The 13547-nt window shown below is 67.9% G+C and carries 13 protein-coding genes and 1 pseudogene; 4 read left to right on the top strand and 10 right to left on the bottom strand.

Annotation, left to right across the window (positions count from 1 at the left end):
• Positions 1-27 precede the first annotated feature (27 nt).
• The 3 genes from KVT39_RS01130 to lhpH form a co-directional block, all read right to left on the bottom strand.
• A complete protein-coding gene (locus KVT39_RS01130; protein ID WP_175748429.1) occupies positions 28-897 on the bottom strand; it encodes a PilZ domain-containing protein in 870 nt (289 codons plus the stop codon).
• A 79-nt stretch (positions 898-976) separates the two neighbouring features.
• Complete coding sequence (locus KVT39_RS01125) at positions 977-3556, bottom strand: transglycosylase domain-containing protein (RefSeq protein ID WP_217587090.1); 2580 nt, start codon at positions 3554-3556, stop codon at positions 977-979.
• A 174-nt stretch (positions 3557-3730) separates the two neighbouring features.
• Positions 3731-4738 (bottom strand): trans-3-hydroxy-L-proline dehydratase, encoded by a 1008-nt coding sequence (lhpH, locus tag KVT39_RS01120; protein WP_034179564.1) that lies wholly within the window; start codon positions 4736-4738, stop codon positions 3731-3733.
• Between the two features lie 89 nt (positions 4739-4827).
• Between lhpH and KVT39_RS01115 the strand changes: the two are divergent.
• Positions 4828-5878 (top strand): annotated as a pseudogene (locus KVT39_RS01115) (RNA-guided endonuclease InsQ/TnpB family protein).
• Between the two features lie 92 nt (positions 5879-5970).
• Here the strand turns inward: KVT39_RS01115 and KVT39_RS01110 are convergent.
• Both KVT39_RS01110 and KVT39_RS01105 read right to left on the bottom strand, forming a co-directional pair.
• Positions 5971-7092, bottom strand: a complete 1122-nt coding sequence (locus KVT39_RS01110) for a branched-chain amino acid ABC transporter substrate-binding protein (RefSeq protein WP_034179565.1) — start codon at positions 7090-7092, stop codon at positions 5971-5973.
• A 121-nt stretch (positions 7093-7213) separates the two neighbouring features.
• Positions 7214-7951 (bottom strand): FadR/GntR family transcriptional regulator, encoded by a 738-nt coding sequence (locus KVT39_RS01105; RefSeq protein WP_034179566.1) that lies wholly within the window; start codon positions 7949-7951, stop codon positions 7214-7216.
• 265 nt (positions 7952-8216) lie between these two features.
• On the opposite strand from KVT39_RS01105, the gene lhpI reads away from it, so the two are divergent.
• The 3 genes from lhpI to KVT39_RS01090 all read left to right on the top strand — a co-directional run bounded on the left by lhpI (position 8217) and on the right by KVT39_RS01090 (position 10522).
• Positions 8217-9152, top strand: a complete 936-nt coding sequence (gene lhpI, locus KVT39_RS01100; protein WP_034179567.1) for a bifunctional Delta(1)-pyrroline-2-carboxylate/Delta(1)-piperideine-2-carboxylate reductase — start codon at positions 8217-8219, stop codon at positions 9150-9152.
• Between the two features lie 169 nt (positions 9153-9321).
• Positions 9322-9726, top strand: a complete 405-nt coding sequence (locus tag KVT39_RS01095; protein WP_131948407.1) for a response regulator transcription factor — start codon at positions 9322-9324, stop codon at positions 9724-9726.
• A gap of 16 nt (positions 9727-9742) precedes the next feature.
• Entirely contained in the window at positions 9743-10522 is a 780-nt protein-coding gene (locus KVT39_RS01090; RefSeq protein ID WP_034179569.1) for a helix-turn-helix domain-containing protein, read from the top strand.
• Positions 10523-10575: 53 nt separating this feature from the next.
• On the opposite strand, the gene KVT39_RS01085 is transcribed toward KVT39_RS01090, so the two are convergent.
• The 5 genes from KVT39_RS01085 to KVT39_RS01065 all read right to left on the bottom strand — a co-directional run bounded on the left by KVT39_RS01085 (position 10576) and on the right by KVT39_RS01065 (position 13514).
• On the bottom strand, positions 10576-10926 hold the full coding sequence (locus KVT39_RS01085) for a hypothetical protein (RefSeq protein ID WP_034179570.1): 351 nt from the start codon (positions 10924-10926) through the stop codon (positions 10576-10578).
• Between the two features lie 156 nt (positions 10927-11082).
• Positions 11083-11322: a hypothetical protein gene (locus KVT39_RS01080; protein ID WP_034179571.1), complete on the bottom strand. Its 240-nt coding sequence runs from the start codon at positions 11320-11322 to the stop codon at positions 11083-11085.
• A 16-nt stretch (positions 11323-11338) separates the two neighbouring features.
• Positions 11339-11629, bottom strand: coding sequence for a DUF1488 domain-containing protein (locus tag KVT39_RS01075; protein WP_034179572.1), 291 nt, complete (start codon positions 11627-11629; stop codon positions 11339-11341).
• A gap of 121 nt (positions 11630-11750) precedes the next feature.
• A complete protein-coding gene (locus tag KVT39_RS01070; RefSeq protein ID WP_105389982.1) occupies positions 11751-12149 on the bottom strand; it encodes a DUF488 domain-containing protein in 399 nt (132 codons plus the stop codon).
• Between the two features lie 162 nt (positions 12150-12311).
• A complete protein-coding gene (locus KVT39_RS01065; RefSeq protein WP_217587084.1) occupies positions 12312-13514 on the bottom strand; it encodes an amino acid aminotransferase in 1203 nt (400 codons plus the stop codon).
• Positions 13515-13547 lie beyond the last annotated feature (33 nt).

The following is a 13547-nucleotide window of genomic DNA, read 5'->3' as shown; positions in this document are numbered from 1 at the left end:
CGGCATCCGGCGCGCGCGGCCCACGCGTCAGCGCGATGGGTCGATATCCGCCGACGCCATCAGCCTGTCGAACAGCAGTGCCTTGAGGCGGACCAGGTCGTCGGCGCCGGTCTCGCCGAACGCCGCGTGATGCAGCGTCAGTGCCGGCGCCGCCGGATCGGCATGCACGGCCCGCACCGTGCCGTCGAGCGCCAGCTGCTCGACGCGGTCGCCCGCCTCGTACGGCAGCAGCACGCGCAGCGGCTCTCCGCTTGCGGCGATCGTCCGGTCGACCGCGATCGACAGCCCGCTCAGGCTGATGTCGTGCACCATTCCGATGCCTTCCACCCCGTCGGCTCCACCCGTGCAGCAGGCCGCGATCCGCGCGGGCACGCGCGGCTCCGCGCGCGTACGCAGCCGGTCGACGAAGCCGGGCGGCGACAGGATCATGAACGGCGCGGCGCCCGACACCTGCACCGACTCGACCGTCGCGCCGAAACGGGACACCGCGGCCCGGCCGATCGCGACCGCTTCGATGTCGTCGCCGCGCGCGAAGTCGAACACGGCCGCCGGCTGCGGCTCGACGAACAGCGCGCCCGACGTTGCGACACCGATCAGCCGGAAGCGCTGCAGCGCGCGTGTCGTGCCGACCCGGCGGCGGATGCCGATCGCGGCACCGGCCGACAGCCCCATGCGCGGGGCTGGCGGCACCGGTGCACGCGGATCGGCATCGGCGTCATCGCGCACGCGCACGGGCCGGAAATGGTCGAACAGGAAAGCATGCTGCGCGGCATCGCTCAGCGTCGTGCCGGCCGGCAGCAGCGCGGCGCCGTCGGCATCGTAGAGATCGAAGCCGAGCGGAACGCCAACGGAGAGGTCGTCGCGCACGAGCGCGACGTAGTCGGTGGGAGGTCGCATCGGAGAAGCGCGGAACGACCGCGCGAGCTGTCGTGACACCATGATTACGGCAGCGTCGCGCGAAATCTGAACGGCTTCGTTACTGCGAGGCGCCCGTCGCATCGGGAGCGACCGGCGCGGGCGGCTGGGCCGGCGTGGTGGCCGGCGCCGCACCGATGCCCGCACTGCCGTCGCTCGTCGTACTTGCGCCCACTGCCGGCGGCTGCGCCGTCTGCGGCTGCGATGCGCCTGGCGACAACGCGGCGGCCGATGCGGCCACTTCGGACGCCGGTATCCATTCCTCGACGATGCCGCCGGACGCCGCTTCGGGCGCCGATGCCGCCGACGCGGCCGATGCCGCGCCTTCGTCGGCCTCCGATGAAGGCGCCATGCGCTGCGTCCTGACTGGCGCGGGCGCCTTCGTCGGCTCGGGCCTGAACCACGTGTCGAACAGATCCGTCGCACGCTCGCGCAGCGACGCGAACCAGCCGGGCGACGGCTCGGTATCGAATTTCGCCTTCGTGTCGACGATCCGGGCGCGCTGCGCGCGCTGGAAGAAATCGCCGACGATCGGCAGCGCACTGTGCGCGCCCTGCCCCCAGTAATCGCTGCGCAGCGTCACGCGGCCGTCGTCGAATCCGACCCACGCGCCGGCGACGAGGCCCGGCTGCATCAGGATGAACCAGCCGTCCGCATTGTCCTGCGTCGTGCCCGTCTTGCCGGCTACATCGCCGCGAACGCCGAAGCGCGTGCGGATGCTGCCGCCCGTGCCGCGCGTCACGACATCGCGCATCACGTCGAGCAGCGTCTTGTCGGTTTCGGCGTCGAGCGCGCGCTCGGGCGGCGCCGGCGCGTACTCGGCGAGCACGTCGCCCTGGCGGTTCTCGATGCGCGTCACCATCTGCGGTTCGACGTACAGCCCGCCGTTCGCGATCGTCGCGTACGACGCGACCATCTCCTTCAGCGTGACCGGGCTCGTGCCGAGCGCGAGCGACGGCACGCGTTCGAGCGGGCTTTCGCGCACGCCCATGTCGCGCGCGAGCCGCGCGACCGCCGTGGGCCCGACCTTCTCCATCACCTGCGCGGTGATCCGGTTGCGCGACAGCGCGACCGCGTCGCGCAGCGTCATCGGTTTGCCCGTAGGCGGCACGTCGTCGTTCGGCCGCCAGATCTCGCCGCCCTTCAGCGGGATCTCGACCGGCTGGTCGATGAACGTGTCGTCCGGCTTCATCCCGCCCGCGAACGCGGCGCCATAGACGAACGGCTTGAACGTCGAGCCCGGCTGGCGCCGTGCCTGCGCGACGTGGTCGAACGGCTCGTTGGTAAAGTCGCGGCTGCCGACCCATGCGCGGATCTGCCCGTCGCGCGGATCGATCGCGAGGAAGCCGGCCTGCACGTCGGTCTTCGTCTTGCACAGCGCGCGCATGAAGCCGCGGTCGGCCGCGAGCAGCTTCATCGCGGCCGCGTCGTCCTTGCCGGCGTCCTGCGCGGCCTTGTATTCGGGCGACTCGCGCATGAAGGTGCGGAACACCTCGTTGTCGGTGCCGCAGCCGTCGCGGCCGCTCCACGCGTTGTTCGCGATGCCCTGCAACTGATTGCCCTGCAGCGTGAGCGCCTGCGTCGCCATCTGCTGCAGCCGCGAATCGATCGTCGTGCGCACGATCAGCCCGTCCGAGTAGATGTTGTAGTCGTTGCGGTCGGCCCACGCGATCAGCCATTTGCGCAGCTGCTGCGCGAAATGCGGCGCCGGCCCCGGCGGCTCCTTCTGGCGCTCGAAATCGATGCGCAGCGGCCGGCGCTGCAACTGCGCGAACTGCGCCGCCGACAGCTTGCCGTACTTCACCATCTGGCCGAGCACCGTGTTGCGCCGCTGCAGCGCGCGCTCGGGATTCAGCACCGGGTTGTAGTAGCTGTTGCCCTTCAGCATCCCGACGAGCGTCGCGCTGTCGAGCACGTCGAGCTGGTCGGCCGACTTGTCGAAATAGGTGCGCGCGGCCATCTCGACGCCGTACGCGTTGTACAGGAACGGCACCGTGTTCAGGTAGGTCTCGAGGATCTGGTCCTTGCTGTAGACGGCCTCGATCTTCAGCGCGGTGATCGCCTCCTTCACCTTGCGCGTGAGCGTCGGCGCGCGGCCGATCTCGTCCGGATACAGGTTGCGCGCGAGCTGCTGCGTGATCGTCGAGCCGCCCTGGCGGCTGCCCGAGAACGTATGGAGCGCGGCCGACGCGGTGCGTTTCCAGTCGAGGCCGTGATGCTCGTAGAAGCGATGATCCTCGGTCGCGATCAGCGCGTCGACCATGTGCGGCGAGATCTGCTTGAGCGGCACCCACTCGCGGTTCGACGGCTTGAATTCGGCCAGCAGCTTGCCGTCGGCGGACAGCACCTGCGCCGGCTGGTCGACGCGCGCCTTGCGGATGTCGCCGATGCCCGGCGTGAACGGGATCAGCACGACCACGTACAGCCCGAACAGCGCCGGCACGGCGGCGGCCGTGAGCAGCGCGCCGCGGCGCGTCGGATGACGGAGATGCCGCCACGCGGCGGCGGCGAGAGGCTTGACCCTCGCGACGGCGGCAGCCGCGACGGGTTGGGCGCGCGCGACCCAGCTGGCACAGAAGTCACGCACTGACGACACGTTTCGGCGATTCACGCGGGTGGAGCTCGGCTGAAAAGGGTGCATCGTACCAAAACTCGCGCGGCCCGCCGGCCGTGGCGGCCGTGCGCCGACGCGCACCGCACGGCTTCGCGACCGGCCGCACGCAAAAAAGGCGCGTGCCCCCGCAACGGGAACGACGCGCCAGGCCTGGTACGACAACCGGGTGGCCGCCCGACGGCGGCCGATCTGCGCCGCTGCTCAGCGCACGAGAAAACCGTAGGTCAGCGGATCGCGCTCGTCGACGATCCAGTTCGCGAAACCGCAGATATGCGCACTGCCTTCCACTTCCGGGATCACGGCCGCGATCTCGCCGACCGTCGTCTCGCGCAGCACGCGCCCCTTGAAGATCGTGCCGACGATCGATTCGTTGACGAGCGTGTCGCCGGCCGCGAGCAGCCCGCGCTGGTACAGCTGCGCGACGCGCCCGCCGGTGCCGGAGCCGGTCGGCGAGCGGTCGACCTCGCGATCCGCGAACACGCAGCAGTTCGCCTGCGTCGAGCCCGGATGGCGCGGCGCGTTCGCGATGATCGTGCCGTAGATATGGTTGATTTCCGGAATCTCCGGATGTACGACCGGGTACTTCGCGTTCGCGGCAGCCTTCACTTCCGCGCCGAAGCGGATCAGCTTTTCCACCGCCGATTCGCGCACCGGCAGGTCGAATGGCGCGCCGTCGACGTAGAAATAGAACGCGCCGCCATACGCGATGTCGCCGGTCACGGTGCCGAACGACGGTGTGTCGACCGACACGTCGCGCCGCCAGATGAACGACGGCACGTTGACGAAGCGCACGGGCCCCGCATGCTCGCCGTCCCACTTGACGAAGGCCTCGATGAAGCCGCACGGCGCGTCGATGCCGACCCGCGTTTCCGGCACCGTGCGCTGCACCCAGCCGAGTTCGACGGCCGCGGTCGACAGCGCGATCACGCCGTGCCCGCAATGGTCGCTGTAGCCTTCGTTGTGCACGAAGATCACGCCGAAATCGGCGTTCGGCGACACGGGCTCGGTCAGGTAGCCACCGTACATGTCGGCGTGGCCGCGCGGTTCGAACATCAGCGCGCGGCGGATCTCGTCGGCGTTCTCCTTGAGCCATGCGCGGCGCTGGACGATCGTGTCGCCAGGCAGGCGCGGCAGCCCGCTCGTGACGATGCGGAACGCTTCGCCGCCCGTATGGACTTCGACGGTGGAAAGGGATCGGGATATTTTCATCAGATGCTCTGAGAAACCCCGTCCTTCAGGGCGGGGAGGAAAGGAGCGCCGCTGTTTGACAGCGGCATTCCAACGTTAAAATGACCGGCATGATTCTTGTCTACCGCTACCGGGTGAAGTCGCTCAACGGACTGCTTAACAAGCAGAGCCGTGCGGTGAACTACGTCTGGAACTTCTGCAACGACACGCAGAAGCACGCTCAAGTGGAGCAAGAAGTGGCCGACAGGTTTCGACCTGAACGTACTGACCACCGGCAGTAGCAAGGAACTCGGACTCCACTCCGGCACGATCAATGCGACGTGCGAGCAATATGCGAAGTCGCGCAGCCAGCACCGTCGCCCCTACCTGCGCTATCGCGGCAGGAAGTCGCTTGGCTGGGTGCCGCTGAAGGGCCGCGATCTGAAGCGCGAAGGCGACGCGTTCCGCTTCGCCGGCCACACCTTCCGCGTGTTCAGCAGTCGCCCGCTGCCCGACGGCAAGATCAAGGACGGAACCAACTTCGCGCAGGATGCGCGCGGCAACTGGTTCCTGAATATCGTGATCGAGATACCTGATGTTAAGGCGCGCCCGATCCGTTCCGGCGTCGGCCTTGATCTCGGTCTGAAAGACTTCGCCACACTTTCGACCGGCGAGAAGCTGCCTAACGACCGGTTCGGCCAGCGCGCGGCCGAAAAGCTGGCGAAAGCGCAGCGTGCGCGAAAGCACAAGCGGCACATCGCGAAGCTGCACGCCAAGGTGGCAAACGCCCGCGCGGACTTCCAGCACAAGCTCGCACTCGATCTGGTGCGACGCTTCGACTACATCGCGGTCGGCAACGTGTCGGCCGCCAAGCTCGCCAAGACCAGGATGGCGAAAAGCGTCTACGACGCATCCTGGTCGTCCTTCCGAAATAGGCTCCGTTACAAGGCGATGGCACACGGGGCCACGTTCGAGGAAGTCGACGAAAGCGGTTCTACCCAGTCCTGTTCGGCGTGCGGGTCGACAGACAGCACGACGCGGCCGAAAGGTATCGCGGGACTGAGAATAAGGGAGTGGAAGTGCAGCAACTGTGGTGTCGAGCATGATCGCGATATCAACGCTGCATTGAACATTCTCCGATGCGGACGTGCATCGCCAGGTGTGGGAATCACCTCCCTTTAGGGAGGTGTTCATATAAGGACGTCAAGGTCGATCGAATGCGTTGAAACGAAGGACGGCGGCCAGGCCGCCGTCCGATGGCAGGCTGGCCGCGGTTACTTCGCGTACGGCTCGGGCAGGCCGTTGCGGATCACGTAGACGGACGTCGGCGCGCCCTTCAGGTCGCCGTTCGCGTCGAACGAATAGGTGCCCGCGACGCCCGCATAGTTCGACTTCGCGAGCTGCGCGATCAGCTTCGCCTTGTCGGTGGTCGTGCCGGCCTTGACCATCGCGTCGGCGAGCAGCTTCACGCCGTCGTAGTAGTTGACGCCATAGACCTGCGTATCCGTGTGATAGGCGTCGTGGTACTTCTTCAGGAATTCGCGCCCGGCCGGCGTCTTCTCGAGCGCGACGCCGCCCTGCGCGCAGTAGACGATCGATGCCGCATCGCCCGCCACCTTGCCCATGTCGGCCGAGCAGATGCCGTCGCCGCCGAGCAGCTTCGCGCGCAGCCCGCGCTGCTTCATCTGCTTGGCCATCGGCGCGCCCTGCGCCGCATAGCCGCCGAAGAAGATCACGTCGGGGTTGCCGGCCTTGATCTTGGTGAGAATGCCGAGGAAATCGGTGGCCGACGAACTCGTGTATTCCTGGTCGACGATCCTGATCCCGTTCGCCTTCGCGACGTTCATGAACTGCTCGGCGACGCCCTGCCCGTACGCGGTGCGATCGTCGACGACGGCCGCGGTTTTCGCATTCAGCGTCTTTGCGGCGAACGCGGCCATCGTGCCGCCGAGCTGCTCGTCGCTCGCGCCGATCCGGAAGATGTTCTTGAAGCCCTGCTTCGTGAGCGCCGGATTCGACGCAACCGGCAGGATCGGCACGCCCGCATTCGAATACACGCGCGATGCCGGGATCGCGACGCCCGAGTTGTACGGCCCGAGCACCGCGACGACACCCTTGTCGACGAGGTTCTGCGCGACCTGCACGCCGGCCTTCGGGTCGGCCTGGTCGTCGTCGGACAGCAGCTTGAACGTGACGGTCTTGCCGGCCACCTTCACGCCCGCCTTGTTGAGTTCGTCGACGGCAAGGCGCGCGCCGTTTTCGTTGTCCTTGCCGTTCGCGGCCTGCGGGCCCGTCAATGGCGCCGAATGGCCGATCATCACGACTTCCTGCGCGTGCGCGGAAGTCAGCGCGCCGGCGGCAACAGCCACCGACAGCGCGGTAACGAGGTGTCGCATGATGTCTCCTGATTGGTTTTGTGTGAAACCAATGTAGGACACGCGTGGTCACATCGCAAGCAATTTCAAAATAATTTTCGCGATTCTGGTCATATTTCAGACCAGAACGAAGCCGCGCACGTCACTTCGGCGCGATGTCGCGCCGCACGCGGCGGATATGCTGCTCGACATAGAACGCAGCCGCATCGGCATCGCCGGACACGATCGCCTCGTAGATCAGCCGGTGTTCGGACACGTAGAGCCGGATTCGGCCCGCGTCGTAGATGCCGTCGTCCTTCAGCCGCTTCCAGAGCGGCTGGTCCATCGTCTTCGCGACCTCGTCCGCAATCTTCACGATCAGCGGGTCGCCGGTCATCAGCGCGAGCTGCCGGTGGAACAGCCGGTCGCTCTCGTTCCACAGCGCGCGCTGGTGCGGATCGTCGACGTCGGTGATGGTTTCCATCTGCGCGAGATAGCGCTCGGCCCCCGGATCGGCGCGGCCGTGCGATGCCGCGAGGCGCGCGATCGCGGGTTCCAGGATCAGCCGCACGTCGAGCGTCGACGTCGGGCTGAAGTCGGCCTCGGACGCCGCACGCATGTCGCCGCGTTCCGCGAGCACGTCGAGCGGCGACGCGACGACGTAGGTGCCCGAATTGCGCTTCGTGAACACCAGCCCTTCGTTCTGCAGCGCGCCGAGCGCCTCGCGCACGGCCGGCCGGCCGACCTGGAACAGCACCGCGAGTTCGCGCTCGGACGGCAGCCGCGAATCGGCCGCGTAGCGCCCCGCGCGAATCTCGTCGCGGATCTTCTCGGCGACCTGCTCGTAGATCTGCAGCGGCCTGAAACCGCCTTCGAGTGATTCGGGACGCGCGGACATCATCGTTTGGCTCCTGCCCGGTCGCGGGCGTGGACTTGGAATGGGTTCGCACTATACCGGAGCGGCGCCGGCATCGAGACCACGGCGACCCTTCTGGACAGATATTAGAACCAAAAACGGCGCGTCGGTTTATTTTCCGGGTTGCGGGTGCGGTTGAAATTGGTATAGATTCGATCCACACTGCCTCCGTGTCACGGTATCCGGCAGCCCCCTGGCGGGCGCGTCATGCGCCCGTCACCCACGCTCACCGACACCTGCGACGTACACGATGACCGCCCTTTCCCGGATTCCCGTTTTCGATGCGGCCGACACGGCCGCGCTGCTCGACTACCCGGCGCTGCTCGCCACGCTCAGGCAGGCCGTCGCCGAGTACGCGGCGGGCGAGATCGTCAGCCCCGAACGCCTGGTCGTGCCGCTGCAGGCCGGCGGCGTGATGCTGTCGATGCCGTCGAGCGCGCGCGACCTTGCCACCCACAAGCTCGTGAACGTGTGCCCCGGCAACGGCGCGCGCGGGCTGCCGACGATCCTCGGCCAGGTGACCGCATACGACGCGACCACCGGCGAGATGCGCTTCGCGCTCGACGGCCCGACGGTCACCGGCCGCCGCACGGCGGCCGTCACCGCGCTCGGCATCGACGCGCTGCATGGCACCGCGCCGCGCGACATCCTGCTGATCGGCACCGGCAAGCAGGCGGCCAATCACGCGGAAGCGCTCGCGGCGATCTTTCCCGACGCGCGCCTTCACGTGCGCGGCACCCGCGCCGACAGCGCGGCCGCCTTCTGCGCCGCGCACCGCGCGCAGGCGCCGCGGCTCGCACCGCTCGACGGCGACGCGATTCCCGATGCGATCGACGTCGTCGTCACGTTGACGACGAGCCGCACGCCCGTCTACCGCGAAGCCGCGCGCGAAGGCCGGCTCGTGGTCGGCGTCGGCGCGTTCACCGCGGATGCGGCCGAGATCGATGCGAACACGGTGCGCGGCAGCCGGCTCGTCGTCGACGATCCGGCCGGCGCGCGCCACGAGGCCGGCGACCTGATCGTCGCGCAGGTCGACTGGCAGCAGGTCGCGTCGCTCGCCGACGTGCTGGGCGGCGCATTCGCCGTCGGCGGACCGCTGCTGTTCAAGAGCGTTGGCTGCGCCGCGTGGGATCTCGCCGCGTGCCGCACCGCACGCGATGCGCTGGACGCGCGCCGGGCCGGCTGACCCGGCAGCAAAAACCGCCGGCCGCGTGAGCGACGCCGGCGCGGCATAGCAGTGCTCCGGCATTTCCCGTACGCGTTGTAGGAAACGCCCTACAACGCGTCGAAGCGGCCTACACCAACTTCCAATTCGGCCGATTTCATTTCCGGCGGCGCAACACGATACTGCCGGCATGAATGCCAGCTTGTCGCCCGCCACGCTCAGGGTGTTTCTCGTCGATCATGCCGCCGCCGTCCGGCAGCGGATCGCGCTGCTCGTCGGCGCGATTCGCGGCGTCGCCGTCGTGGGCGAAGCGGAAGACGGCCAGCACGCGTGGACGCAGATCCTCGGCAGCCGGGCGGACGTCGTGATCGTCGACCTGCGGCTCGCGGACGGCAGCGGCCTCGACCTGATCGGGATGCTGTCGAAGGCCGCGCCGCGCATCGTCACGATCGTGCTGACGAATCATTCGGCGCCGGCATTCAGAGAGGCATGCGCGACGGCCGGAGCCGACTACTTCTTCGACAAGACCGTCGAATTCGACGCCGCGTGCCGTGTCATCGAATCCCTGGTGCACGCTCGCGTGCATCAACCCTGACAAGCCGGAGCGACTCATGTCCACCGCCACCGCCTGCGCTGCCGACGTACCTGTCGCGCCCCGGCCGACGACTCCGCTTCGTGCGGTCACGCGCGCCGACGCCGCCAAACATCCCGCCGCACGCTGCTCGGCCTGCGCGATGCGCTCGATGTGCTTGCCGCCGCAACTGACGGCCGCCGAATACGGCCGGCTCGACGCGATCATCTGCACGACCCGGCAGGTTCGCCAGGGCGACGCGCTGTTTCGCACCGACGATCCGTTCCAGAGCATCTATGCGGTGCGCGCGGGTTCGGTGAAGACGGTGATGATGCATCGCGACGGCCGCGAACACGTGACGGGCTTCCAGATCGCCGGCGACACGCTCGGGATGGACGGCATCGGCAGCGGCCAGCACTGCTGCGACGCGATCGCGCTCGAAGACAGCGTCGTGTGCGTCATCCCGTTCGGTGCGCTCGAAGCAGCGTGCCGCGAGATCAAGCCGATGCAGCACTTCCTCTATCAGATGCTGAGCAGCGAGATCGTGCGGAAATCGAGCCAGATGCTGCTGCTCGGCACGATGTCGGCCGAACAGCGCGTCGCGCATTTCCTGCTGAACCTGTCGTCGCGCTTCGAGGCGCGCGGCTATTCGGCGACCGAATTCAACCTGCGGATGACACGCGAGGAAATCGGTTGTTATCTCGGGATGAAGCTGGAAACGGTCAGCCGGATGTTCTCGCGGTTCCATCGCGAAGCACTGGTCGAAACCCGCGGCAAGCGCGTGCGCATCATCGATGCGCAAGCGCTCGCGCGAGTCTGACTCGGGTCAGACGTACGCGCCGGCATCGTCCGCGCAGGATCGCGCGCCGTGCGTCACCGAGCCGTGCCATCGGTCGCCGCGTCGCGCAGCAGCACCCTGCCACCGCCCGCCTGCCACGCGATCAGCGCCTGTTCGGCCTGGGCGAACGCGCGGTGCAGCGCATCGTCCACGTCATCGCCGCTGCACGGCGGCAGCGGCCTGGGCGCCTCGTCGTGAAACACCAGGTCTAGCCGCACGTCGTATGTGCGCGCACCGTCGGCCGCCGCGCGCGATTCGATTGCGAGGTGACAGCCGTCGATCAGCGCGCGAAACCGTTCGAGCCGCACCAGTTGCGCGCCGGCTTCGGCTTCGATCGCGGCCGAACCCGTGAATCCGAGGCAGGCGATCTGCATGCCCACGCCCATGTCGTTTCTCCTGACGGGGCCGCCCGCTCGTCGACCGCCTTGCATGCACCGCCCGCGCCGAAAGGCGGCGGTGCGTATTTCCCGTGGCGCGGCGCGGATTCTTCGATCGCTGGCCTGCCGATAAGTCTGTCCGTACCTCTGTCGGCGCGGCACCGTTCATACGTTGAATACCTGCGACGTCTTCATCTCGATCCACGTCATTCCGGCCCGCAGCCCTTCGATCATCGCCTCGCGCTCGGTCGGATATGCATGGCTGTGCTCGAACGTATGATGAAAGCGCGCGGCGCCGCTGCCGTGCTCGACCGACACGCGGCAGCGGAATTCGCCCGATTCGCACGGGCGCGTCTCGACCTCGACCGACCAGTCGCGTTCGTGAATGTTGCCCTGCAGAGTCATGTGCCCTCCTGCGGTGTCAATCGCCGAGCCGGAAGTGGCCGCTGTGCAGCAGCACCGGCCGGCCGCCGATTTCCTCGAGCATCCGTCGTGCCATCGCTTCGATCGCCGGCCGGTGCGCGTCGAACGCGGCCAGCAGGTCGCGTTCGAGCAGCGACGGCGCACCGAAATGGTCTTCCAGTGCCTCGGCCGTGACCGCGCACTGCACGCAACGTCCGTCGACCAGCGCCGAAAACGCGACGACCAGGTCGCGCGCGCAATATTCGGCCGGCTCGGGCGGGAAGGTAATCTGCATCTGTCCGCTTGTCATTGTCGTGATGACTCCATGACGAGAGCATAGTGGCGCGCGCGGCCGCCCGCTTGACCCACGTCAATCGGTTCGCTGCACCGCACGATCGCAGTGCGGTATCGTGCCGCCGATTCAGTCCGCTTCAGTCCGCGCCGGGCTCGATCGCCGCGCCGCGCTCCGCGAGCAGCTCGCGCAGCACGCTGCGGTGGCAATGACGCTCGTCGTCGCAGTAACAGCCGATCGAGAACGCGGTGGTCGCCGACAGCGCCGCCAGCAGGTCCAGCACCTTTGCCGGATCGCCATGCGCCATCTCCGCGCGGAAGTGGCGCTTGAACGCGTTCCATTCGGCGTCCGTTTCGGCCGCCTGCGCCTGCGCGACGAGCTCGGGGCTCGGCGACAGCGTCGGCAGCCATACATCATAGTAGTTGCGCGACGCGAATTCCGCCTTCGGTACGCCGCGCGGCGGCCGCCGCACCGTGCCGATCCGCAGGCCCTCGCCGGCCGCGCGCGGCGTGCCGAGCTGGATGATCCGGATGCCCATGTCGCTCCTCTGTCCTGTGTCCGATTCCGTGATCGTACCGCCGCGCCTGGGCACGCGTCAGCCGGGTAGCACGCATCGCGGCCGCGCAACAAAAAACCGGCTGCCTCCGCGACGGGAGACAGCCGGTTCGGCCGGCAGCGTTGCGCGCCGGGCGCGCGACGATCAGACGCCGCTCTTCAGCACCTTGCCGATTGCGTCGGCAACGATGCCGACGTTCGAGTCGTTCAGGCCCGCCACGCACATCCGGCCGGAACGCAGGATGTACACGCCGTGCACTTCGCGCAGCGCGTCGACCTGCGATTCGGTCAGGCCCGTGTACGTGAACATCCCGCGCTGCTTCACGTAGCGCGTGAGCGCTTCGCCGCTGACGTGGTCGCGCAGGCCGTCATGGATCGACTGGCGCATCCGCGCGATGCGGCGGCACATCGCCGACAGTTCCTCTTCCCACTGCTTGCGCAGCGCGGCCGTGTTGAGCACGGCCGCGACGACTTTCGCGCCGTAGGTTTGCGGGTTGCTGTAGTTCGAGCGCACGGCGCCGGCCAGCTGGCCGAGCACGCGCTCGGCCGCGGCCGCATCCTCGCAGACGACGCTCAGGCCGCCCACGCGCTCGCCGTACAGCGAGAAGTTCTTCGAGAACGAGTTCGCGACCAGCGCCGGCACGCCGCGGCGGGCCAGCTCGCGCACCGCGAACGCATCCGCATCGAGGCCCGCGCCGAAGCCCTGGTATGCCATGTCGACGAACGGCAGCAGGCCGCGCGCCTCGATCACGTCGATCAGCTTTTCCCACTGACCTTCGTCGAGGTCGACGCCGGTCGGGTTATGGCAGCACGCGTGCAGCAGCACGATGCTGCGCGCCGGCAGCGCGTCGATCGCCGCGAGCATCGCGTCGAACTTCAGGCCGCCCGTCGCCTCGTCGTAGTACGGATACGTGTTCACCGTGAAGCCGGCACGCTCGAAGATGAAGCGGTGGTTTTCCCAGCTCGGATCGCTGAGCCACACCTGCGCGTCCGGGAAGTAGCGCTTCAGGAAATCGGCGCCCACCTTCAGCGCGCCCGAGCCGCCGAGCGTCTGCAGGGTTGCGATGCGGCCGGCCGCGCGGGCCGGGTGATCGGCGCCGAACACGAGCGCCTGCACGGCGTCGCGATACGCAGGCAGGCCGACCATCGGCAGATACGGCTTCGGGCCGCTCTCGCGCTGCAGCGCGGTTTCGGCTTCGCGCACGGCGCCCATCACCGGAATCCGGCCTTCGGCATCGAAGTAGATGCCGATGCTCAGGTTGACCTTCTGGTCGCGCGGATCTTTCTGGAAGTTCTCGTTGAGCGTCAGGATCGGGTCGCCCGGGTACGCGTCGATGTGTTCGAACATGGCTTGAGTCGGTCTCGTTTGGAAGAATGATCG

Origin of the sequence: Burkholderia sp. GbtcB21 (genome assembly GCF_019091065.1) — a bacterium.
Lineage (GTDB): Bacteria > Pseudomonadota > Gammaproteobacteria > Burkholderiales > Burkholderiaceae > Burkholderia > Burkholderia pyrrocinia_C.
The sequence above is the reverse complement of the archived record's forward strand: the minus strand, read 5'-3'. Positions and strand labels throughout refer to the sequence as shown.